21 protein-coding genes and 1 pseudogene are annotated in these 19,478 nt (G+C 72.4%); 16 read left to right on the top strand and 6 right to left on the bottom strand.

Annotated elements, in window-relative coordinates:
- Nucleotides 1-87 precede the first annotated feature (87 nt).
- Nucleotides 88-1,041: an NADP-dependent oxidoreductase gene (locus ACTFAP_RS03500; RefSeq protein ID WP_500468212.1), complete on the bottom strand. Its 954-nt coding sequence runs from the start codon at nucleotides 1,039-1,041 to the stop codon at nucleotides 88-90.
- Nucleotides 1,042-1,124: 83 nt separating this feature from the next.
- Here ACTFAP_RS03500 and ACTFAP_RS03495 point away from each other — a divergent pair, with 83 nt between their 5' ends.
- Together ACTFAP_RS03495 and ACTFAP_RS03490 are read left to right on the top strand one after the other, a co-directional pair.
- On the top strand, nucleotides 1,125-1,697 hold the full coding sequence (locus tag ACTFAP_RS03495; RefSeq protein WP_500468211.1) for a TetR/AcrR family transcriptional regulator: 573 nt from the start codon (nucleotides 1,125-1,127) through the stop codon (nucleotides 1,695-1,697).
- Between the two features lie 190 nt (nucleotides 1,698-1,887).
- Nucleotides 1,888-2,055, top strand: a pseudogene (locus ACTFAP_RS03490) (IS701 family transposase); the annotation flags it as partial.
- A gap of 15 nt (nucleotides 2,056-2,070) precedes the next feature.
- On the opposite strand, the gene ACTFAP_RS03485 reads toward ACTFAP_RS03490, so the two are convergent.
- Nucleotides 2,071-2,712: an MSMEG_1061 family FMN-dependent PPOX-type flavoprotein gene (locus ACTFAP_RS03485; protein ID WP_495683427.1), complete on the bottom strand. Its 642-nt coding sequence runs from the start codon at nucleotides 2,710-2,712 to the stop codon at nucleotides 2,071-2,073.
- Nucleotides 2,713-2,834: 122 nt separating this feature from the next.
- Nucleotides 2,835-3,857: a lytic polysaccharide monooxygenase gene (locus tag ACTFAP_RS03480; RefSeq protein ID WP_495683426.1), complete on the bottom strand. Its 1,023-nt coding sequence runs from the start codon at nucleotides 3,855-3,857 to the stop codon at nucleotides 2,835-2,837.
- A 415-nt stretch (nucleotides 3,858-4,272) separates the two neighbouring features.
- Here ACTFAP_RS03480 and ACTFAP_RS03475 point away from each other — a divergent pair, with 415 nt between their 5' ends.
- From ACTFAP_RS03475 to ACTFAP_RS03460, 4 genes are all read left to right on the top strand, one after another.
- Complete coding sequence (locus ACTFAP_RS03475) at nucleotides 4,273-5,775, top strand: pyridoxal-dependent decarboxylase (RefSeq protein ID WP_495683425.1); 1,503 nt, start codon at nucleotides 4,273-4,275, stop codon at nucleotides 5,773-5,775.
- Nucleotides 5,768-7,111, top strand: a complete 1,344-nt coding sequence (locus ACTFAP_RS03470; protein WP_500468210.1) for a lysine N(6)-hydroxylase/L-ornithine N(5)-oxygenase family protein — start codon at nucleotides 5,768-5,770, stop codon at nucleotides 7,109-7,111. Before ACTFAP_RS03475 ends, ACTFAP_RS03470 begins: the two co-directional genes overlap by 8 nt.
- Nucleotides 7,112-7,272: 161 nt before the next feature.
- The gene (locus ACTFAP_RS03465) at nucleotides 7,273-7,881 is read left to right on the top strand and encodes a class I SAM-dependent methyltransferase (RefSeq protein ID WP_500468209.1); all 609 of its coding nucleotides are present in this window, start codon (nucleotides 7,273-7,275) and stop codon (nucleotides 7,879-7,881) included.
- Nucleotides 7,882-8,201: 320 nt separating this feature from the next.
- The gene (locus ACTFAP_RS03460) at nucleotides 8,202-8,900 is read left to right on the top strand and encodes a hypothetical protein (protein WP_500468208.1); all 699 of its coding nucleotides are present in this window, start codon (nucleotides 8,202-8,204) and stop codon (nucleotides 8,898-8,900) included.
- A gap of 61 nt (nucleotides 8,901-8,961) precedes the next feature.
- On the opposite strand, the gene ACTFAP_RS03455 is transcribed toward ACTFAP_RS03460, so the two are convergent.
- The gene (locus ACTFAP_RS03455; protein ID WP_500468207.1) at nucleotides 8,962-9,945 is read right to left on the bottom strand and encodes a DsbA family oxidoreductase; all 984 of its coding nucleotides are present in this window, start codon (nucleotides 9,943-9,945) and stop codon (nucleotides 8,962-8,964) included.
- Nucleotides 9,946-10,001: 56 nt separating this feature from the next.
- Between ACTFAP_RS03455 and ACTFAP_RS03450 the strand changes: the two genes are divergently transcribed.
- Nucleotides 10,002-10,559 (top strand): TetR family transcriptional regulator, encoded by a 558-nt coding sequence (locus ACTFAP_RS03450; protein ID WP_495683420.1) that lies wholly within the window; start codon nucleotides 10,002-10,004, stop codon nucleotides 10,557-10,559.
- Between the two features lie 108 nt (nucleotides 10,560-10,667).
- Here ACTFAP_RS03450 and ACTFAP_RS03445 read toward each other — a convergent pair whose 3' ends face one another.
- Both ACTFAP_RS03445 and ACTFAP_RS03440 read right to left on the bottom strand, forming a co-directional pair.
- A complete protein-coding gene (locus tag ACTFAP_RS03445) occupies nucleotides 10,668-11,456 on the bottom strand; it encodes a DODA-type extradiol aromatic ring-opening family dioxygenase (protein WP_495683419.1) in 789 nt (262 codons plus the stop codon).
- Between the two features lie 75 nt (nucleotides 11,457-11,531).
- Nucleotides 11,532-12,083 carry a DoxX family protein gene (locus ACTFAP_RS03440; RefSeq protein WP_500468206.1) on the bottom strand — a complete coding sequence of 184 codons (552 nt, stop codon included), beginning with the start codon at nucleotides 12,081-12,083 and terminating at the stop codon, nucleotides 11,532-11,534.
- Nucleotides 12,084-12,183: 100 nt separating this feature from the next.
- Between ACTFAP_RS03440 and ACTFAP_RS03435 the strand changes: the two genes are divergently transcribed.
- The 9 genes from ACTFAP_RS03435 to ACTFAP_RS03395 all read left to right on the top strand — a co-directional run bounded on the left by ACTFAP_RS03435 (nucleotide 12,184) and on the right by ACTFAP_RS03395 (nucleotide 19,408).
- A complete protein-coding gene (locus ACTFAP_RS03435) occupies nucleotides 12,184-12,666 on the top strand; it encodes a MarR family winged helix-turn-helix transcriptional regulator (protein ID WP_400013292.1) in 483 nt (160 codons plus the stop codon).
- Nucleotides 12,667-12,716: 50 nt separating this feature from the next.
- Nucleotides 12,717-13,094 carry a GntR family transcriptional regulator gene (locus tag ACTFAP_RS03430; protein WP_390120245.1) on the top strand — a complete coding sequence of 126 codons (378 nt, stop codon included), beginning with the start codon at nucleotides 12,717-12,719 and terminating at the stop codon, nucleotides 13,092-13,094.
- A gap of 171 nt (nucleotides 13,095-13,265) precedes the next feature.
- Complete coding sequence (locus tag ACTFAP_RS03425) at nucleotides 13,266-13,472, top strand: cypemycin family RiPP (protein WP_390120243.1); 207 nt, start codon at nucleotides 13,266-13,268, stop codon at nucleotides 13,470-13,472.
- A 96-nt stretch (nucleotides 13,473-13,568) separates the two neighbouring features.
- Complete coding sequence (locus ACTFAP_RS03420) at nucleotides 13,569-15,350, top strand: alpha/beta fold hydrolase (RefSeq protein WP_500468205.1); 1,782 nt, start codon at nucleotides 13,569-13,571, stop codon at nucleotides 15,348-15,350.
- The gene (locus ACTFAP_RS03415) at nucleotides 15,340-15,906 is read left to right on the top strand and encodes a hypothetical protein (protein ID WP_495683416.1); all 567 of its coding nucleotides are present in this window, start codon (nucleotides 15,340-15,342) and stop codon (nucleotides 15,904-15,906) included. Before ACTFAP_RS03420 ends, ACTFAP_RS03415 begins: the two co-directional genes overlap by 11 nt.
- On the top strand, nucleotides 15,903-16,475 hold the full coding sequence (locus ACTFAP_RS03410) for a CypD family RiPP peptide-cysteine decarboxylase (protein ID WP_500468204.1): 573 nt from the start codon (nucleotides 15,903-15,905) through the stop codon (nucleotides 16,473-16,475). Before ACTFAP_RS03415 ends, ACTFAP_RS03410 begins: the two co-directional genes overlap by 4 nt.
- Before the next feature lie 7 nt (nucleotides 16,476-16,482).
- Nucleotides 16,483-17,205, top strand: coding sequence for a class I SAM-dependent methyltransferase (locus ACTFAP_RS03405; protein ID WP_390120233.1), 723 nt, complete (start codon nucleotides 16,483-16,485; stop codon nucleotides 17,203-17,205).
- Nucleotides 17,202-17,834, top strand: a complete 633-nt coding sequence (locus tag ACTFAP_RS03400; RefSeq protein WP_390120232.1) for an ABC transporter ATP-binding protein — start codon at nucleotides 17,202-17,204, stop codon at nucleotides 17,832-17,834. Before ACTFAP_RS03405 ends, ACTFAP_RS03400 begins: the two co-directional genes overlap by 4 nt.
- The gene (locus ACTFAP_RS03395; protein ID WP_500468203.1) at nucleotides 17,831-19,408 is read left to right on the top strand and encodes a hypothetical protein; all 1,578 of its coding nucleotides are present in this window, start codon (nucleotides 17,831-17,833) and stop codon (nucleotides 19,406-19,408) included. The genes ACTFAP_RS03400 and ACTFAP_RS03395 overlap by 4 nt, the downstream gene beginning before the upstream one ends.
- Nucleotides 19,409-19,478 lie beyond the last annotated feature (70 nt).

The following is a 19,478-nucleotide window of genomic DNA, read 5'->3' as shown; positions in this document are numbered from 1 at the left end:
GGGACCTTGGCCGGGAAGGGGCACGGCCACCGCGTGATCACCGGGGATGGTGTGGACTCCTGTCATCCGGACGGGTCGGCAAGGTGATCACAGGACGAGCATGAGTTTGCCGCCTGGCCGGCGGGACCGGCTGAGCCCGGCCGCCTCCTGGATCTGGTCGAGTGTGTAGGTGCGGGCGACCGATACGACCAGGACGCCTTCGCCGGCCAGCCGGGCAAACTCATCCATCAGGTCGTAGCGCATGTCGATCCGGGTGACCCGGGTGCCGAGTTCGGCCGCGGCGGCGAAGTCCGAGACGGTGGTGACACGGTCGGGGTCCCCGGTCAGCTCGATCAGGGCCGGCAGCGAGCCGCCGGCCGGGCCGGGCTGGTCGGCGCGGTCGATCCGGCCGCCGGTCGGGGTGGTGTCCAGGGCGCGGTCGACGCGGCCTCCTGCCAGGGCGGCAACGCGTTCGGTCATGCCGTCGCCGTAGCCGGTCACCTGAGCGCCGATCTCTTCCAGGGCGGCGGCCCGGGTCGGCCCGGCGGTGGCGATCACCCGGATACCCCGGTGCAGCGCAAGGCGCACCGCCGCCTCACCCACGGTGGTGCCCGCACCGTGGACGAGCAGCCGCTCACCCGGCTGGACACCGAGGTCCTCGAGCGCGCGCCACGCCGTCTCGGCCGCCATCGGCAGCGCGGCGGCCTGCTCGGCGGTGACGCCCTCGGGAATGCGCGCCCAGGCCGGCATCAGGGCGTACTCGGCGGCCCCGGCCGTCGGGCGGTCCAAGCTCGCCGGGCCGAACACGCGGTCGCCGATCCCGACGCCGGTGACGCCCGCGCCGAGCGCGTCGACGGTGCCCGCGACCTCGAAGCCGAGCCCGCGCGGCAGCGGCGGCAGTTGGTCGGCGAGGAGACCGTCGACGACGTGCCAGTCGGCCGGTGTCAGACCGCACGCCCGCACGGCGATCCGGATCTGGCCGGGCCCCGGCTCCGGCTGTGGGACATCGCGGAGCACGATCACGTCCGGGGAGCCGAACCGGTCGAACTGCAGAGCCTTCATGGCGATCTCCTGGATGATGACAGCATCTGTTGTCATTGACCGTATCAGCTGATGACAGCTCCTGTTGTCGTATCCTGGTGGGTATGCCGCGATGGGAATCCGACGCACAGGGCCGGCTCGAACGCGCGGCGCTCCAGCTGTTCGAGACGCAGGGGTTCGAGCGCACCTCGGTCGCGCAGATCGCGGGCGCCGCCGGACTGAAGGAGCGCTCGTTCTACCGCTACTTCCCCGACAAGCGGGAAGTCCTCTTCGCCGACAACGGCATCGAGGCTCACCTTGTCGCCCAGGTCGAGGCGGCCGACCCGGGCCTCACCCCGATCGAGGTGCTGCTGACCGCGCTGGGAACCGCCGAGGGGATCTTCCGCCCACGCGAGTTCCTGCTGCGCCGGGCACGAGTGATCGCCGCCAACCCGGCACTGGCCGAGCGCGATCTGATCAAGCTCGCCGACATCGCCGACGCGCTGGCACCGGCGCTCGAGGGCCGCGGCGTCGAGCCCGGCACGGCACGCTTCATCATCGACGTGGTGCTGGCGATCCACCGGCGTGCCATGCCCCGCTGGCTGGCCGAGCCGGACACCACCCTCGCTCAGCTCATGGCCCAGGCCGCCGCCGAGCTGCGCGAGGCGGTCGCGCCACCGGCTCCAACAGTCCGCTGAGGCTGCCGCAAACAGGCGCAGCACCCACCTGGCACTCCGGTCCGACCTCGCGATCCCGCAGGGAAGCCGGCTGGAAACGGGTCAGGCCCACTGCGTGATCACCGGGGGTTTGCGCGGACTCCTGAAGGTCTGGCGGTGGCCGTGGGCCAGAGCGTAGGTCCTGCCCGCCGGGGGCGATGTTCGACCAGGCCTGACCCGGATCGCGGGCCGGTGCGGCCGAGTTGAGCCACGGACGACCGCCGGCGCCCCTCTGCTCGGACTGCTGTCGGGTGTCGGGCGGAAGAACTGCCGGCAGCCGGCCGAACAGGCGGGCCATGGCCGGCCCGGGCCGATGCGGCGCCTGCTGCGTGGATCACGCAACCGCACCGGAGTGCTAGTTCGCCTCGTACAGCCCCTCGGCGTAGCGGGGGCCGTAGTGCTCCTCCAGCCGCGCCAGGGAGTCGGTGGGACGCTCCAGCGCCTGGGCGATCCGGGCCCGGCTGGGCAGCGCCTCGGGCTGCCAGCTGTCCGGGTCCCAGGTGTGCGAGCGCAGGAACGCCTTGGAACAGTGGTGGAAGACCTCCTCGATCTCCACCACCAGGGCGAGCTTGGGACGGTTGCGCCGCACGATCATCTCGTCGAGGAACGGCGCCTCGCGCACGATCCGGGCGCGGCCGTTGATCCGCAGGGTGTCGCCGCGTCCGGGCAGCAGGTAGATGAGCCCCACCCGCGGGTTGGCGAGAATGTTGCGGAACCCGTCCAGACGCTTGTTGCCGGGGCGGTCGGGGATGGCGAGGGTGCGGTCGTCCAGCACGAGGGTGAAGCCGGGCGGATCGCCCTTGGGGGAGACGTCGCAGCTGCCGTCGGCGGCGCTGGTGGCGATCAGGCACAGCGGTGAGCGGGCCAGCCACGCGCGGTCCAGGGCGTGCAGCGCGGTGCGCGCCTTGTCCCGGGTGTACGGGGCGGGTTCGCCGATCAGCTCGCGCAGTTCACTCTCGGAGGTGACTTCCACGAAGGCGTCGGGCTCCGTCGTCATCGCGCTCCCCTTTCCGGGTCTGCCCCCCAGGTGCTGACAGCACGAAGCGTACGGCGGTGCCGCCGTCTCCCCTGAAGGTGGGGGCCGGGAGACGGCGGCACCGGTTCACGGGGCCGCGCCGGTCAGGCGCGGCGGGCGGCGGCGGCCCGGCGGCGGGCGGCCAGCAGGAGCGTGGCGGTGCCGACGCTCAGGGCCGCGGCGCCGCCCAGGGCGAGCGCGGTGGTGGTGGAGTCGCCGCCGGTGGCGGCCAGTTCGCGGTCATCGGCCGGCTCGGTGTCGTTGATGGCCTCGTCCGCGCCGCCGGCCGGGGCCGGGCGGTTGGCCTCGGGTGCCGCGCCCTCCTCCCGCTGATCGCCGGCGGGCTCCTCGTGCCCGTCGTGCGGGTCCTCGCCGTGCTGGTCGTGGTCGCCATGGTCGCCGTGGCCTTCGTGGCCCCCGCCCTCCGGCCCGGGCTCCGGCTCGGTGGCCGGCGGCGCCGGTTCGATCACCGGGTCGCCACCACCGCCCGTCCCACCGCTGCCGCCGAACACCACGTCCGAGCAGGTGTAGAACGCCTCGGGGCTGTCGCTGCGCTGCCAGACGCTGTACACGAGGTGCCGTCCCGAACGCTCGGGCACGGTGAGGTCGAAGACGTACGAGCCGTCCTCCAGCGGCGGGTCGGTCACCTGGCCGAAGGACTCCAGGTCGGACCAGCGCAGCGGGGCGGCGGGGTCGTACCCCTCCTTGGTGATGAACAGTTCGAAGCCGCCGCGGTGCGGTGCGGTGGCCCGGTAGCGGAAGGTGTGCTGCCCCGGTGCGAGTTCGGAGGCGGGCCAGTCCGCGCGCGCCTGGTCGAGACCGGCGTACTTGTCGCGGCCCGCGCTGCACAGCTTGCCGTCCGGGATCAGTTCCTGGTGGCGGCCGGCGGCGTCGGCGAGGTTGACCTCGTTCCAGTCGTACAGCGGCTGGGTGCCGCCGATGCCCACCAGGTCGCGGCACGCGGCCGACGCCGGGCTCTCCGGTCCCTCGTCGAAGCAGGTCTTCACCCGGCTCACCGGGTCCTCCAGCGAGCCGTGGGCGTCGGCCGGGGTCGCGGTGGCCAGGGTGATCATCAGCGGTGCTACGGCCAGGGCGGCGACCGTGGCGGCGGTGCGCAGCGCAGTCATCGTGGAACGTCTCCTCGGATCGGGGACCCGGGCCGTGACGGGGGATCAACGGCCCGGGGAGTGAGCACGCTAGCGGCCCAACGGGGCCCGATCTTGGCGAGAAGCGGCCTTTCACGGGTCTTTAAGTCCGGGCTAAGGACGGGCGCAAGGCGGGGTTAAGCACGGAAGGGGCAGGTGGGGCACCTCGGATGGACGGTGGACTTTCGGTCATAGAGCCCGGGGTGGGACAGGCATGGTTGACATGGTTAGGTATGCCTAACCTAAATTGATCGACGGCCGAGCCGCACTCGACCGCTGAGCACCACCCGCACCACCAGCACACCCGCTCCACGACACACGACCCCGCACGACCCGCCCCACCGTCAACGCAAGGGACCGTACAGAGCCCATGAGCATGCCCGGCCACGCACCAACCGTGCCCGTGCCCCCCACCCTGCTGGAGCCCGACCTGCTGGCCGCCGACCCGGCGGGACTCGCCGACGTCGGCCGTCTGGTCACCGAGATCACGCGCGAAGCCGCCGGCGCCCTGCGCCGCCGCACCGGACCGCTGCCCGTCCAGACCCCCCGCCAACTGGCCGCCCTCGTGGACCGCCAGCTCCCCGACGGGCCGATACCCCGTCACGGCGGGGGACGGGAAGCCGTTCTCGCACTGGCCCGCGCCTACGCGGCCGGCACCGTGGACCTCGCCGATCCGCGCGCCGCCGCCCACCTCCAGCCCCCCTCGCTCAGCGTCGCCGCCGCCGCCGACGTCCTCGCCTCCGTCTTCAACGCCTCCGTCGACACCTGGGACTCCGGCCCCTACGCCGTGGAGCTCGAACGCCGCCTCATCACCGCCCTCACCGACCTCGCCGGCTACGGGCCCGCCGCCGGCGGCGTCCTCACCCCCGGCGGCAGCGCCTCCAACCTCCAGGCCCTGCTCATCGCCCGCGACACCGCCCTGCGCCCGGGCCGCGACGTACGCGCCGCGGGGCTGAGCGGGCTGACCGTACGCCCCGTCCTCTACTGCTCCGCACTGGCCCACTTCTCCATGGCACGTGCCGCCGCGCTGCTGGGACTCGGCGAGGACGCCGTACGCCCCGTGGCCGCCGACGAACACCACCGGATGCGCCCCGAGGAACTCGACCGCGCGCTGCGCACCCGGGCCGCCGACGAACTCCCCATCGCCGTCGTCGCCACCGCCGGAACCACCGACTACGGCTCCATCGACCCGATGCCGCAACTCGCCGCCATCGCCCGCGACCACGGGGTACGGCTGCACGTGGACGCGGCCTACGGCGGCGGCGCCCTGTTCTCCGACCGGCTGCGCCCCCTGCTGGACGGCATCGAACTCGCCGACAGCATCACCATCGACCTGCACAAAACCGCCTGGCAGCCGGCCGCCGCCAGCGCCCTGCTGCTGCGCGACCGGGCCGGCTTCACCGCCACCACCGGGCTGCGCGTCGCCTACCTCAACCCGGAGGACGACGGCGAGGCCGGCTACGACGGGCTGCTGGGCCACTCCCTGCAGACCACCCGGCGGGCCGACGCCCTCAAGGTCGCCGCCACCTTCCTCGCCCTGGGGCGGGAGGGAGTCGGCGCCATGCTCGACGCCTGCCACGATCTCGCCCGGCACGCGGCACGGTCCGTGGCCGCCCACCCGCGCCTGGAACTGACCACGGAACCCGTCCTCACCACGGTCGTCTTCCGCTACCGGCCGCGCACCACCACCGATCCCGCCACCGTCGACGCCATCAACGGCGCGCTGCGCCGGCGACTGCTGCGCGAGGGCAGCGCGCTCATCGGACGCACCGAGACCGAGGGCGCGGTCCAGCTGAAACTCACCCTGCTCAACCCGCAGGCCAGGACGAGCGACATCGAGGAAATGCTGGCCGCCGTGGACGCGGCCGGGGCGGCCGAGGAGGAACAGCACCATGTCTGAGAAAGAAACCGGAACCGTCCTCGACCTCGCGGCCGTCGGCATCGGCCCGTTCAACCTGTCGCTGTCGGCCCTGGCCGACGACGTACCCGGCCTGACCTACGCGGCGTACGACCAACGCCCGCACTACGACTGGCATCCCGGGCTGATGTTCGACTGGGCGAAGCTCCAGGTCGGCTTCCTCGCCGACCTCGTCTCGCTGATCCGGCCCACCAGCCGCTGGTCGTTCCTCAACTACCTCGTCGAGCACGACCGGATGTACCCGTTCTACATCTCCGAGCGCTTCCACATCCCGCGCCGGGAGTACGCCGACTACTGCGCCTGGGCGGCGGCCCGCGTACCCGGGCTGCACTTCGGCACGTCGGTGGACGCGGTGGAGTGGGACGCCCGGCGCGACCTGTGGCTGCTGACACTGCGGGAGGTGGCCACGGGCACCGTCCGGGTTCAGCCGGCCAGGAACATCACTCTGGGCATCGGCACCGAGGCGGCGCTGCCCGCACCACTGAAGGACCTGGCCGGCCACCCCCGGGTCATCCACTCCGGCGAACACCTCCACCGGATCGAGGAGTTCGCGGCGGCCGGCGTACGCGACATCACGGTGCTCGGCTCCGGCCAGTCCGGGGCCGAGGTCTTCCTCGACCTCATCCGCCGGCAGAAGGAGAGTGGCTGGGCGGTCAGCTGGCTCACCCGGTCGTGGGGGTTCGCGCCGCTCGACTACTCCAAGCTGGTGCTGGAGTACACCACCCCGGAGTACATGCGGTACTTCCACGCCCTGGAGCCCGGGGTGCGCGACCGGCTGATCGCCTCGCAGTGGCAGCTGTACAAGGGCATCGACTCGGAGACGATCGACCTCATCCACGAGGAGCTGTACGACCATCTGCTGGACGGCGACCGGCCGCCGGTGACCCTGCTGCCGGCCACGGCGCTCACCGCGGCGGAGACGGCGGGAACGGTGGGGACGGGGCAGGGCGGGGAAACGATCCGCCTGACGACGGCCCACGCCGACACCGGCGGGCGGGCGGTACGGGAGACGGAGGCGGTCATCGCCGCCACCGGCTACGCGCCGCGCCGCCCCGCGTGCCTGACCCCGGTGGACAAACTGATCGCCTGGGACGCCCAGGGCCGGTACGACATCACCGAGGGCCACCGCGTACGGACCGTCCCCGAGGTGGGCGCCGGGCTCTACGTCCAGAACGCCGAACTCCACACCCACGGAGCGGCCGCCCCCGACCTGGGCATCGGCGCCTACCGCGGCGCCCTGATCCTGAACGCGGTCAGCGGCAAGGACACCTTCCCCATCCCACGCCGTACCGCGTTCCAGACCTTCGGCCCCCAGTAGCCCCCGGGCCCGGCCGCACGCGGCGGCCGGGCCCGGACCCGGGCGGATCCCCCGCAGCGCCCGGTGTCCTCGCCCCTGGCCCGACCGTCCGCCGACCGGAGATGATGGGGTGGTGTGTCGGGGGAGCACCGACATCGCGGACACGCGCGGGAGTTGGTCGTATGAGGGACACGTACTGGGACGACGCCGCGGCGACGTTCGACGAGGAACCCGACCACGGTCTGCGGGATCCAGCGGTACGGGCGGCGTGGGACGCGCGGCTGCGCAGCTGGCTGCCCGGGCGGCCCTCGCGGGTCCTGGACCTGGGCTGCGGAACGGGCAGCCTGTCCGAACTGGCCCTGGAACACGGCCACACGGTGACGGCGATCGACAGGTCCGAGCCGATGGTGCGGCTCGCCCGGGCCAAACTGGCGGGCGCTGCCGCCACCCTGGCGGTGGGCGACGCCGCCCACCCGCCCGTGCGGGCCCAGGCGTTCGACGTGCTGCTGGTGCGCCATGTGCTGTGGGCGCTGTCCGACCCCCAGGCCGTCCTGTCCCGCTGGGCCGCCCTGGTCCGGCCCGGGGGCCGGCTGATCCTGGTGGAGGGCCGCTGGGGCGAGTCGGCCCCCACGGGCATCGCGGCGACCGCACTCCGCGCGATGCTCTCGTCGTTGCCGGACGTTCCCCCCGCCGCGATCCGCCACGAGGATCTGACGGACGACCCGGCCCTGTGGGGCCGCCCGGTGCGGGACGAGCGGTACGCCCTGATCGCACGGACCATGACGGCCTGAACCGGAGGCCCAGGAGGTCCTGGGTCCAACTGGCGGCCGGCGCACGCCGCATCGGCGTCCGCCGAGGCCATGTCCGGCCCGGCGGAGGGCGTTTGGACAACCACGGGCCGCCCTGTAGGTTGCGGCTCACTGTCCGCGTGTTCGAGGGGGTGAGGCGTCATACAGCGCAGGCCGGGGGCGGCGAGCACACGGAACGGGGCCGGGGCCAGGCGTACCGGGTCCGTAAAAAGTCTTAGCCCCGGCGACGTGATCGTGAAGATCAGCGGTCCACCGGGGCTTGTCACCCGTTACCTTACCCGATTTCTCAGCAGGAGGAACCTGTGACGCAGGTATCCCCGGTCCCCGCACCGGGGCCGTGGGTGGAGAACTGGCTGAGCCCCGCCCGGTACGCGGTCTACCTGACCGCGGCCGACGGCGATCGCGCCCGCGCGCTGGCCCTCTACGAGTGGAACACGGCCTTGGCCTGCGCGGTCCTGCGCGACCTGAGCCACTTCGAGATCGCCCTGCGCAACGCGTACGCGCGGGCCCTGGACACCACCTGGACCGGTACGGGGCACTGGCTGGACGACCCGGGCAGTCCGCTGCGGGCCCCGCTGATCCGGGTGCGCAAAGGCCGCCGCGGCCCACGGCGGCGGGTCGACATCAACGACAAGACCCGCGGCGCCATCGACGGAGCCCGTAAACGGTACGGGCACACGGCTCCCCCGGGAAAGGTCATCGCGGAGCTGTCGCTGGGCGTGTGGCGGTACCTGTCCACCTCCGCCCACGAGAAGACGCTGTGGGTGCCACATCTCCATCACGCGTTCCCGCCCGGTACCCACCGCGCGACGGTCGACCAGCTCATCGGCGCCCTGCACGAGCTGCGCAATCGCGCCGCGCACTGGGAACCCCTGCTGGCCGCGCCCGTCGCTCTGCGGACGAAGGACCTGCTGACCGTCACCGGCCTGCTGAGTCCGGAGCTCGCCGCCTACATACGGCACACCAGCCAGGTCGGCCCGACACTCGATCGGCGCCCCTGACCGGCCGGGGAGCGCGCGGGCCCCGGGGCCCGCGCGTGTCCGTTCCGCCGTGCGTGACGCGCTACGCCTCGTCCGGCCGCATCGCCGCCGCCAGCCGCAGGTGCGGGGCCGCGTCCGCGTCCCGCCCCTGCCGCTCCAGCGTGCGGCCGAGCAGCAGCCGCAGGTAGGCGTCGTCGGGGGTGTCCCGGGTCAGCCGCTCCAGCGTCACCCGGGCCCGCTCCAGCTGCGCGGAGTGGTAGTACGCCCGTGCGGCCAGCACCTGGACGGCGCGGTCCGTCCCGTGCTCGGCCAGCAGGGGCCGCAGCAGGGTCAGCGCACCCAGCGGGTCGCTCTGGTCCAGCAGCGATTCCGCCTGCCGCAGGCGCCGCACCTCCTCGGGAAGCTCCCGTACCGGCGGGGCCTGAGCCGCGTCCCGCAGGAACGCGGCCATCGCGTCCGGGTGCTGGGCGCCCGCCAGGGCCAGGGTGCCGGCCACCAGGGTGGGGGAGGTGCGCACGCCGACGGCCTTGCCGCGCAGCAGCGCCTCCTTCACCTGCCGCGTGCCGCCCCCGGCGGCCAGCAGCGCGCCGCCGTGGCCGAAGCCCGCCGTGCGGGCGACGCGCTCCAGGACGGCCGGGTCGCTGATGTCCCGGGCGTCCACGAAGTGCGCCTTGAGGACTTCTTCCACCACCGCGTTCTGGAGGTCCGCCCCGCCCTCCTCGTACGCGAGGGCGATCAGCCGGTGCGCCGGTCCGCTGTCCGCGCGCCACACCGCGCCGAAGGGGGTGCCGAGCCCCTCGTCCGCCGCGATCTGCGAGACCCGGGTCCGGTTCTCGGCCCAGGTCGTGCCCTCGGGGCCGCAGGCGCTCAGCGCCTCGTCGACCAGCGGATCGATCTGCCATTCCGCCAGCGGCTCGGCCTTCGCCGGTGCCATGGGGTCGATGCGGTACGGCTGCCACACGACCTCGACCGGCTCGCCGTCCCACCCGGCGAGGGCCGCCTCGAAGCGCCGCTTGCCGATGTACGCCCAGGGGCAGACGACATCCGCCCAGATCTCGATACGCATGCCGCCAATATAAGCAACAGGTGTTGGTTATGCAACACCTGTCGTACACTGCCGCCGTGAACCCCGACGATCCCCGCGCCCGCCGCACCCGCGAACGCCTGCGCGCCGCCGCGCTCGAACTCGCCGGTGAGCGCGAGCTCAGCGCCATCACCATGTCCCTCATCGCCCGGCGCGCCGCGATCAACCGCGCCACCGTCTACGCGCACTACCCGGACCTCGACGCCCTGGTGACCGACGCCATGGACGACGCCATCGGCCGGCTCGCCCGGGCCGCCGCGCTCTGCCCGCTCCAGGCCCCCCGCGACGCCCCGCCGCCGCCCCTCCTCGACCTCTTCACGGAGGTCGAGGCCGGCGCCGTGCTCTACCGCCGGATGCTCTCGGAGGGCGGCAGCGCCCGGTTCGCCCGGCGGATGCAGCACCGCCTCGCGGCCGGTCTCGCCGAACGCTTCGCGCAGGGCCGCCGCCCGCCCGGCGCCGCCGACGTCCCCCTCGATCTGCACGCCGGGTATCTGGCCGGCGCGCTGTGCGGGGTGATCACCACCTGGATCAGCGCCGACCCGCCCGTGCCCGCCGCCGACGCCGCACTCGCCACCTGGCGCTTGCTGCGCGTGTGACAGCGGTCGCACGGGGCGTTCCCTGCGGCCCGGGCATTCCGGTGGCGGGGGCATCCCGGGCAGCGGGCCCGCCGGCCGCCCGGCCGAGCCCCGCCCGCCCGGCGCCCCTCAGCCCAGCTGGATGGAGCGCTTGGCCAGCCCGCCCCAGAAGCCGTCGATGACCGACCGCTGGGTGGCGAGTTCCGCCTCGCCCGCGCCGAGGGTCACGAACAGCGGGGCGAAGTGTTCCGTACGGGGGTGGGCGATCCGCCCGGCCGGCGAGGCGTGTTCGAAGTCGAGCAGCGCGTCGATGTCGCCGGCGCCCAGCGCCTCCTCGCCCCAGGCGTCGAACTCCCGGGACCACCCCGGCGCCTCCTGGGGGGCGCTGCCCCAGGTGAAGCCGCTCAGATTGTGGGTGAAGAAGCCGCTGCCCACGATCAGCACCCCCTCGTCCCGCAGCGGGGCCAGCCGCCTGCCGAGGGCGAGCAGCCGCTGCGGGTCGAGGGTGGGCATGGACACCTGGAGCACCGGGATGTCCGCGTCCGGGTACATCTCCTTCAGGGGTACGTAGGCGCCGTGGTCGAGCCCGCGCGCCGGGTCCTGGTGCACGGGGGCGCCGGGACCGCCGACCAGGGCCCGCACCCGCGCGGCCAGCTCGGGAGCCCCGGGCGCCGCGTAGGTCACCTGGTAGTAGTGCGCGGGGAAGCCGCCGAAGTCGTACACCAGGGGGACGGTGCGGGTGGCGCCGATGGTGAGCGGTGCGGACTCCCAGTGCGCGGAGACGATCAGGATCGCCCGGGGCCGCGGGAGTGCGGCGGACCAGCCCGCCAGCTGCCGGGTCCACAGGGCGTCGTCGGCCAGCGGCGGGGCTCCGTGGCTGAGGTACAGCACGGGCATCCGGTCGGCTGCGGTGGTCATGGCACTCCTCGAAGGGGAAAGCGGCCTGCTCCGGGTGGGTCCCGGAGCAGGCCGGTGTCAGTCCCGGAGCTGTGATCAGTTCCGGATGAGCAGGGTGATGCCCGCGACCACCAGGGCGAGCGCCAGCGCGGCGACGCCGTGGACCAGCCGGTGCTCACGCACCTGTTCGGGCAGCGGGAGGACGTGGTCGACCGCGTACCGGCCGGGGCCGGACAGGGTCAGGGCGACGGCGGACAGGCCCAGCAGCAGCGGCAGCTCGAAGCCGCCGAGGAACGGGTCGTCCCAGTGCGCGGAGACGATGACATTGACCATGGTGCCCACGATCGCGGCGCCGGCCAGCGGGGTGAGCAGCCCGAGAGCGAGTCCGAGGCCGCCCAGCGTCTCCGAGAGCCCGGCGATCAGCGCCATGGTGCTCCCGGAGGGGTAGCCGAGGAACTCGAAGAACTGGCCGGTGCCGTCGAGGCCGCCGCCGTCGAACCAGCCGAACAGCTTCTGCGTGCCGTGCGCGGCCATGGTCAGCCCGACGGCCAGCCGCAGCACGAGCAGTCCCAGGTCGGCGCCGCTGGGCGCGGTGCGCTCACCGCCGCCGAGGGCGGCACGGGACGTCAGAGTTGTGGGGGAGGTCATGAGTGAGGGTCTCCAGGGGACGTTGTTGTTCAAATTCGAACCACGTTTTCCAGGAGCGTACGGGACGGTTCGAATTTGAACAACCGCGTACGATGGGGGCATGGCGACGACGCGATGGCTGGACGAGCAGGAGATGGCCGCCTGGATTTCCTTCCTCGAGGTGACCCATCGCGTCTTCCGCTCCGTGGAGACCCAGCTCAAGGAGGACGAGGGGCTCTCGCACCCCCAGTACGAGATCCTCGTGAAACTGGCCGCGGCGGGCGAGGCCGGACTGCGGATGACGCTCCTGGCCGATTCGCTCATCACCCCCAAGAGCGGGCTGACCTACCAGGTCGGCCAGCTGGAGAAGCGGGGCCTCGTCCTGCGCCGGGCATGCGACGCCGACGTCCGCGGGGTCACCGCGCGGATCACCCCCGAGGGCATGGACGTCCTGCGGGCGGCGGCCCCCGGGCATGTGGCGCGGGTGCGCGAGGTGCTCATCGACCAGCTGGACCGGCGGCAGCTGCTCGCCCTCGCCGACGCCCTGGGCACGGTCAACGCCCGGCTGCGGGAGCAGGCCGACGGCCCGGTGGGGGCGGCCTAGGTGTGACTGGCAGCCGTGCGGACGGGCTGCCCGGCCACGCACCGGGGACAATGGGCGGCGTGAAGATCGCCATCGACGCCGCCTCCGCGACCGCCCCGTTCGAGCAGCTGCGCGCCCAGATCGCCGCACAGGCCCGCGCCGGCACCCTGCCCGCCGGATACCGGCTGCCGACCGTACGCGGTCTCGCCGAGCAGCTCGGCCTCGCCGCCAATACCGTCGCCAAGGCCTACCGGGCCCTGGAGAGCGACGGCGTCATCGAGACCCGGGGCCGCAACGGCACCTTCGTCGCCGCCGCGGGGGACGCCGCGAGCAGGGAGGCGGCGACGGCGGCTCTCGACTACGCGCGCCGCGCCCAGCGGCTCGGCCTGGACCGCGACGCCGCGCTGGCCGCCGTCCACGACGCCCTGCGCGCCACGTATATGAGTTGATGGTATGTACAAGCATTGACGGCCCCCATGGCACTGGTTAGCCTGAGTCCGCAATGTTGAGTTGCTGGCGTTGCGAAGCACGTTCATTTCAGAGCGAGCGACGGGGGAAGGCAACAACACGACCGCCATGACCCTTTCGCTCACCCGTGAACAGCGAGGAAGGGTAGCGAAATGCGACTAGACTCGATTGCGGCGCAAGAACAGGGCAGTGGGGCACCCTCGGAGACCATCGCCGCACAGGAATTCGCGAACAGCGTTCTGTGCACGGCGGCTCCGGGATTCCACTCGGATTCCGAGACACCCGCGATGGCCACACCGGCCACGCCGACCGCCGTTCAGTTCGTGATTCAGGGCAGCACGATCTGCCTGGTCTGCTGACGGTTTTCACCCACGTACCGGAGAAGGCCCGGTCAACGGGTCTTCTCCGGTACGTACATCCGGTGTGTGCACAGCGGCGTCCGAGTCCGAGAAGGAATGACGAAGAGTTTGGTGAGCTTACGACGGTGGTGGGCGCGGCGGCCGAGCGCCCCGCAGGCGACCGCAGCGCAGAAAGCGGCTGACCGGGTATTTCTGCCGGTCGCGATCGGACAGATTCTTGCCTCCGCCGAGACCCTGAGTCTCAAGGACGGCTTCGACGACAACGGATATCTGCGCGGCGTGTCCGCCCAGCAGTATCCGGAGGGAAGTCTGCGACACCGCCTGGGCCGCCTGCTCGACCACCGGCGCACCCCCAAGGTGCTCGCCGGCGTCACGCTCGCGGCGGCGGCCGGACTGGCACTGGGCCGCGGAAACCGGCGCGTGCAGATCGCGGCGGCGGCGGTCATCGGCACCTGCAACCGGCTGAGCGAGATACGCACCCCGTACGGCCGTGACGGCGCGGACCAGATGACGGCGGTGATCACGCAGTACCGCGCGCTGACCGCGCTGATACCCGACCCGCGGACGTCCGACGACATGTTCCTGCGCGCGGTCAATTTCCAGGCCGGCCTGAGTTACGCCGTCTCGGGCGTCTCCAAGGCATTCGGCAGCAGCTGGGTCCAGGGCGACGCGCTGCCCGAGGTCCTGCGGACCGAGGCGTACGGCAGGGGTCCTGCGGCACAACTGCTGCGGTCATACCCACGGTTGTGCAGGGCACTGACGATCGGCACGATCGCGTGGGAAGCGTCCTTCCCGCTCATCTATCTGCTGCCGCGCCCGCAGGCGACCTACGCGCTGTCCGCGGTCAAGGTGTTCCACGCCGGGGTGGCGGCCACCATGGAACTTCCGCGCTTCGTGTGGGGTTTCACCGGTTCCCACGGGGCGGTCGGCTATGTGCTGGACACCCGGGGGGAACGACGCACCTTCGAGAAATCCGTGGCCGGAATCGCGGTCGGGGTGGCGGTCGCGAGCGCGCTGATCGCCCGGGAGAAACGGAACATCGCCGAGCAGCGGCGGCTCGGGCCGAAGGGCGCCGCACGACTCCGGAGCGAGGCCGGCGACATCGAATACGTGGTGAACCAGCCGCCGGCGGGGGCGGATCACTCCCGTCCCGCCGTCGTCCTGGAATGCGGCCTCGGGCAGTCGCTCGAATCCTGGGAGTGGGTCGCGGAGCGGCTCGCCCGGGACCACACCGTCATCCGCTACCACCGGTCCGGCTACGGCTTCACCACAGCACGCGCGTCCAGCGGTGATCTCCTCTCCGCCCTTCTCGACGAGGTCGGCGCCAAGGGCGAGATCGTGGTCGTCACCCATTCGATCGGCGCGCTGAGCGCCGCCTCCTACGTCGGGGACGCCCGGTTCGCCGACCGCGTCCGCCGGCTCGTCGTCGTCGACGGCACCGACCCGGAACTGCTGGAGGCGGACCGCTCCGATCGCCGGCGGTTCGGCAAATTCCTCCAGGTCCAGGTGCACACGCTCTTCGCCGCCGTGACCGGAATCTACGAATGGGCGCCGAACGCGGTGCAGCGCCAGGCCGGATACACCCCCGACATCCAGTACAGCCATGTGCAGTTCGTGTTCACGCCCCGGAACATCATCAACTCGGTCCGTGAGTACACCAGGGTGCGGACGGAGCGCGCCCTGGCCGACCTCGGCGCGGTGCCGTCCGTGCTGGTGGTCGCGTCGGCCGAGAACGCCGGGCAACAGGCGGAACTCGCCGCGAAGATCGGAGCCGGCGTCGAGGTGGTCGAGGGGTCGGCACACCGGTCGATCATCGGCTACCAGCAGCACGCCGAAAAGGTGGAGGGCGCCATCAGAAGGTTCATCCATGACGGGTAACCGCATCCGGGGCGCGGCGGGCGCCTTCGCCGTGGGAGCGCTCGCGGCGCATCTGGTCTCGACCGTCCTGCAGAACACACCCGATTCCTACAATCAGGACCTCCGGAAATTCACCGGTGGCTGGCCGATACCCGGCTGGCGGTTCTTCGCCCCGAATCCGGGGGTGCAGAACGTCCATCTGCTGGTGCGCGAGGTCCCCGCGGGCGGTGCGCCCGCCACACCCTGGCGGGACGTGACGCCGGCGGTGTCGCACGGGTGGAAACAGGTGCTGTGGAACCCCGGCAGCCGAGGACCGAAAGCGCTGTTCGACGCCATGCAGCAGCTCTCCGTCATGAGCGCGAACCAGGCCGATTTCTCCTGGGTCACCCAGAGCCTGCCGTATCAGCTGGTGTTCTCCGCGAGCCGCGCCGCCGCGGCGGACGGATCGGTGGCCCTCCAGTTCCTGCTCATGAATGTTTTCCCCAGCGCGCCGCCCGAGCAGCGGATGAAGCCGATTCTCACCTCCGAGTGGATTCCGCTCGACTCCGCGTCCGACCCGAAGGAAGCCGCCGGATGAACGTGGAGACATTCGAGGGAGCCGAACTGCACCTGCATGTCACGGGTTCCATCAGCGCCGCGCTCGTGCCGTGGTGGATCCACTGGCTGCGGCAGGTGAACACCGAGCTGGTCGTCAATGTCTCGGTGACGCGGTCCGCAACGCGCTTCGTCACGGTGAAATCCCTGCGTCACCTCGCCAACGGGCAGGTGTGGACCGATTCCTGGGACGAACCGGACCTTCCGCGGCAGGTCAATTACGGGAAGAGCGGGGAATCCACCTGCTTCCTGATATTCCCCGCGACCCTGGACACCCTGATGCGACTCGCACAGGGCAGGGCGGATTCCCCGGCCCTGATGATGTTCCAGGTGACGGACCGCCCCATCGTCATCGCCGATACGCTTCCCGGTTCCAACGACATCGTCGAGAACCACCTGCGCACCCTGCGACAGCGCTCGAACGTCGCATTCGCACCCCGGACGACCGGTGTCCGCGCCGGTGACCGTTCACCGGCGGAGCTGGGATTCAATCTGCCCGGCGCCGTGTCCGTGGCCAACGACATGGTGAGGAAAGGCCGAGCCCATGAGTGACCCGAGTGTGTACGACGCGGCGGCGATCGACGCCTACGATCTGGTGTCCTCGCGGATTTCCCCGGGAACCGGCCTGGTGACATGGGTGTCCTCGCACCGCCCGCTGGCCGGGTCCTCCGTGCTGGACCTCGGAGCCGGCACGGGCGTGTCGTCGTTCGCGCTCGCCGAAGCCGGTGCGCGGGTGGTGGCGGTCGACGCGTCACGGCCCTCGCTGGACCTGCTGGAGAGCCGCCGCGGTGACCAGGACATCGAGGTGGTGGAAGCCGATTTCCGCGACGCTCAGCTCGATTCCACGTTCGACGTCATCACGCTGTCCCGGAACACGTTCTTCCTCGCCCAGAGCCACGACGAGAAAATCGCTCTGCTGCGCGTCATCGCCCGGCATCTGAAGCCGGGCGGCGCGGCCTTCCTCGATTGCACCGACCCGGCCGAATTCACCGGCGCCGGCGGAGACGCGACCTCGGTGTCCTACCCCCTGGGCCGGGACCGGATGGTCACCATCACCCAGACATCCGATCGCGCCACCCAGGCGATCATGAGCATCTTCATGGTGCAGGGCCCGTCCACTCTCACCGCGTTTCACGAGATAGCCACCTGGGCGACGCTTCCGGAGATCCGGCTGCTGGCACGGATGGCCGGCCTGGAAGTGACGGGCGTCAACGGCTCGTACGCGGGCGAGGATTACACTGCACGTTCACGAGAAATGCTTGTGGTCCTGGAGGCCAAGTGACCGGAGTTCCTGTCATCGCGGCGGACGGTGCAACGGTCACGCTGGGTGACACCACCCTGCTCGCGCCCACCACGTTCAGCGTGCGGCCGGGTGAACTCTGGTGCCTCACCGGAAGCAACGGATCGGGGAAGACCACACTCCTGCGGGCCTTCCTCGGCAGCCGCAGCCTGAGCGCCGGCTCGTGCTCGGTGCGGGGCGAACCCGCCAACCCGGCCCGCCCCCGCCAACGCCGTCTCCTGGCCTCACTCGTCGAGCCGATCCCCATCGCCCGCGACATGACCCTGCACGAGCAGGTCATGCTCGTCGCCGCCTCTTGGTACGGCAACACCCCGGAGACCGGCGAACGCGCCGAAGCCGTCATCGACCGGCTGGGACTGTCCGCGCTGGCCGAACGCTTCCCCCACCAGGTCTCCTCCGGACAGCTCCAGCTGTTCAACCTCGCGCTGACGCTGGTCCGCCCCGCCGAGGTCGTCCTGCTCGACGAGCCCGAACGGCACCTCGACGCCCATCGCGTCGACCTGGTCGCCACCCTGCTGACCGAACGGGCCCGCAACGGCACCGCGTTCCTGGTCGCCACCCACGAACCCGCCCTGGTGGACGCCTGCGACGGCCGCGTGGAGCTGGGATGATCACCACGCCCGGCCTCACGACACCCGACGCCGACGACGAGGCGGACCCCGGCCCCGACGCCGGGGCGGCGGGGCGCGTCCAGGCCGTACGGCACCACTACGCCCACCGGGGGGACCGCGCCACGGTGCGGGGCCGCGCGTACACCGTCTATCTCATCGCGCTGTTCGCCCTGATCTACCTCGTGCCGGTCCTCTACACCGCCAGCACCTCACCGGCCCTCCTCGCCGTGCGGACGCTGACCGCGGCGGCGCCCCTGACCTGCGCCCTCGCCCTGGCGGGCTGCTGGGGCGCCCAGCTGACCGGCCGGTTCTGGGGACCGCTGGTGCTCCAGCCGTTCCTGCTGCACGTGTTCATGTCCACCGACATGTCGCCCATGAGCTACCTCGGCACCATCGCCAGGCGCCGGCTGGCCGCCGCGGGCACCGCCGTCCTGCTGGCCGCGACCACCGCCGCCTACCTCACCACCGACCTGTTCGACCGTCCGAGCACCGCGCTGCCGGGCCTCGCGGTCGCGGCGGGCATGAGCGCCCTGGCCGCGGTGGCCTGGCTGTGGGGCCAGGTCCGGGCGGTGCGCGACAACCTGCTCCTCGCCTCGGCCGCAGGCGGCACGGCCCTCCTCGTGAGCGCCCTGAGCCTGGCCGTCCCGGACGGCGAGGGCGGCCTGTGGCTGGTGGCCGCCGTCCTGGCGGCCGGCGCCGCCCTCCTGGGGCGGGCGGCCTTCCGCTCGATCCGCACGATCGACCTCGCCCGGCTGGCCCGCGAGTCGGCCCGCGCCTCCCAGGCCCAGACGTACGCCTGGACGGGAACCCTCCACCACGCTCTGGACCTCTACCGCCCGGAGCCACGCGGGCTCACCTCCGCGCTGATCCGCCCCGACGGGCGGCTGCGCGGCCATCTCACCCAGGGCGCCGTCCGCGCGCTGCGCACCCGCGGCCGCGCCCTCGCGGCCGTGCTGCTCCTGCTGACCGGCGGCGCGGTGCTCACCCGCGGGGTGGCCGGGCCGGAGGGCGGCCTGTCGCTGTCGCTGTGGCTGGCCGGGGCGATCGGGGTCTACCTGGGATCCGGCTGGGTGAGCGAGACCTGGCGCGGCCTGCGCGACGAGCTGACCCTGGCGCCGCTGCTCGGCGAGTGGTGGGGCGGCACGCTCGCCCGCGCCCTGGCCTGGCCCCTGACCGCCGTGGCGGCCGGGGCGGGGCTGGGGGGCGTCCTCGCGCTCCTCCTCCCGTGGCCGCTCACCGGCCGGCCGGCGGCGCACGCGGTGCTGCTCGCCGCGGGCTCCGTGGTGCTGGTGCTCGGCGCCAGATTCCTGCGGGAGATGAAGCTGAACCTGCCGCTGGAACTGCTGCTCCCGGTCGTCACGCCACTCGGTGACCTGTCCGGGCTGCGCGTCGTGGCGTGGCAGTTCGACGGGTTCGTCGCCGTACTGATCGGCGTCGCCGTGCTGAACGCCGTGCCCTCGGCCCTCGGCGCGGGCGCCCTCGCGGTCCTCATCGCCGCCGGCTGCGTCTGGGCCGGCCTCCAGCGAACGGGCTGGGCACACCGGGGCCTGCTGTACCGTCTCCGCCGCGTCTGAGTGTTCGGTTCGGGGAACTGCCACGGCGGGGGACGAGGACCCCTCCGGCTCCCGGTGCGGATGTCGCCGT

The sequence above is a fragment of the Streptomyces sp. PH9007 genome (assembly GCF_059813725.1).
This window is presented reverse-complemented; position numbering and strand designations above follow the sequence as displayed.

Bases quoted from the DNA above. Each gene is read 5' to 3' on its own strand.
- ACTFAP_RS03500 (WP_500468212.1), bottom strand. From the start codon at position 1,041: ATGAAGGCTCTGCAGTTCGACCGGTTCGGCTCCCCGGACGTGATCGTG.
- ACTFAP_RS03495 (WP_500468211.1), top strand. From the start codon at position 1,125: ATGCCGCGATGGGAATCCGACGCACAGGGCCGGCTCGAACGCGCGGCG.
- ACTFAP_RS03485 (WP_495683427.1), bottom strand. From the start codon at position 2,712: ATGACGACGGAGCCCGACGCCTTCGTGGAAGTCACCTCCGAGAGTGAA.
- ACTFAP_RS03480 (WP_495683426.1), bottom strand. From the start codon at position 3,857: ATGACTGCGCTGCGCACCGCCGCCACGGTCGCCGCCCTGGCCGTAGCA.
- ACTFAP_RS03470 (WP_500468210.1), top strand. From the start codon at position 5,768: ATGTCTGAGAAAGAAACCGGAACCGTCCTCGACCTCGCGGCCGTCGGC.
- ACTFAP_RS03465 (WP_500468209.1), top strand. From the start codon at position 7,273: ATGAGGGACACGTACTGGGACGACGCCGCGGCGACGTTCGACGAGGAA.
- ACTFAP_RS03455 (WP_500468207.1), bottom strand. From the start codon at position 9,945: ATGCGTATCGAGATCTGGGCGGATGTCGTCTGCCCCTGGGCGTACATC.
- ACTFAP_RS03445 (WP_495683419.1), bottom strand. From the start codon at position 11,456: ATGACCACCGCAGCCGACCGGATGCCCGTGCTGTACCTCAGCCACGGA.
- ACTFAP_RS03440 (WP_500468206.1), bottom strand. From the start codon at position 12,083: ATGACCTCCCCCACAACTCTGACGTCCCGTGCCGCCCTCGGCGGCGGT.
- ACTFAP_RS03435 (WP_400013292.1), top strand. From the start codon at position 12,184: ATGGCGACGACGCGATGGCTGGACGAGCAGGAGATGGCCGCCTGGATT.
- ACTFAP_RS03430 (WP_390120245.1), top strand. From the start codon at position 12,717: ATGGGCGGCGTGAAGATCGCCATCGACGCCGCCTCCGCGACCGCCCCG.
- ACTFAP_RS03425 (WP_390120243.1), top strand. From the start codon at position 13,266: ATGCGACTAGACTCGATTGCGGCGCAAGAACAGGGCAGTGGGGCACCC.
- ACTFAP_RS03420 (WP_500468205.1), top strand. From the start codon at position 13,569: ATGACGAAGAGTTTGGTGAGCTTACGACGGTGGTGGGCGCGGCGGCCG.
- ACTFAP_RS03415 (WP_495683416.1), top strand. From the start codon at position 15,340: ATGACGGGTAACCGCATCCGGGGCGCGGCGGGCGCCTTCGCCGTGGGA.
- ACTFAP_RS03410 (WP_500468204.1), top strand. From the start codon at position 15,903: ATGAACGTGGAGACATTCGAGGGAGCCGAACTGCACCTGCATGTCACG.
- ACTFAP_RS03395 (WP_500468203.1), top strand. From the start codon at position 17,831: ATGATCACCACGCCCGGCCTCACGACACCCGACGCCGACGACGAGGCG.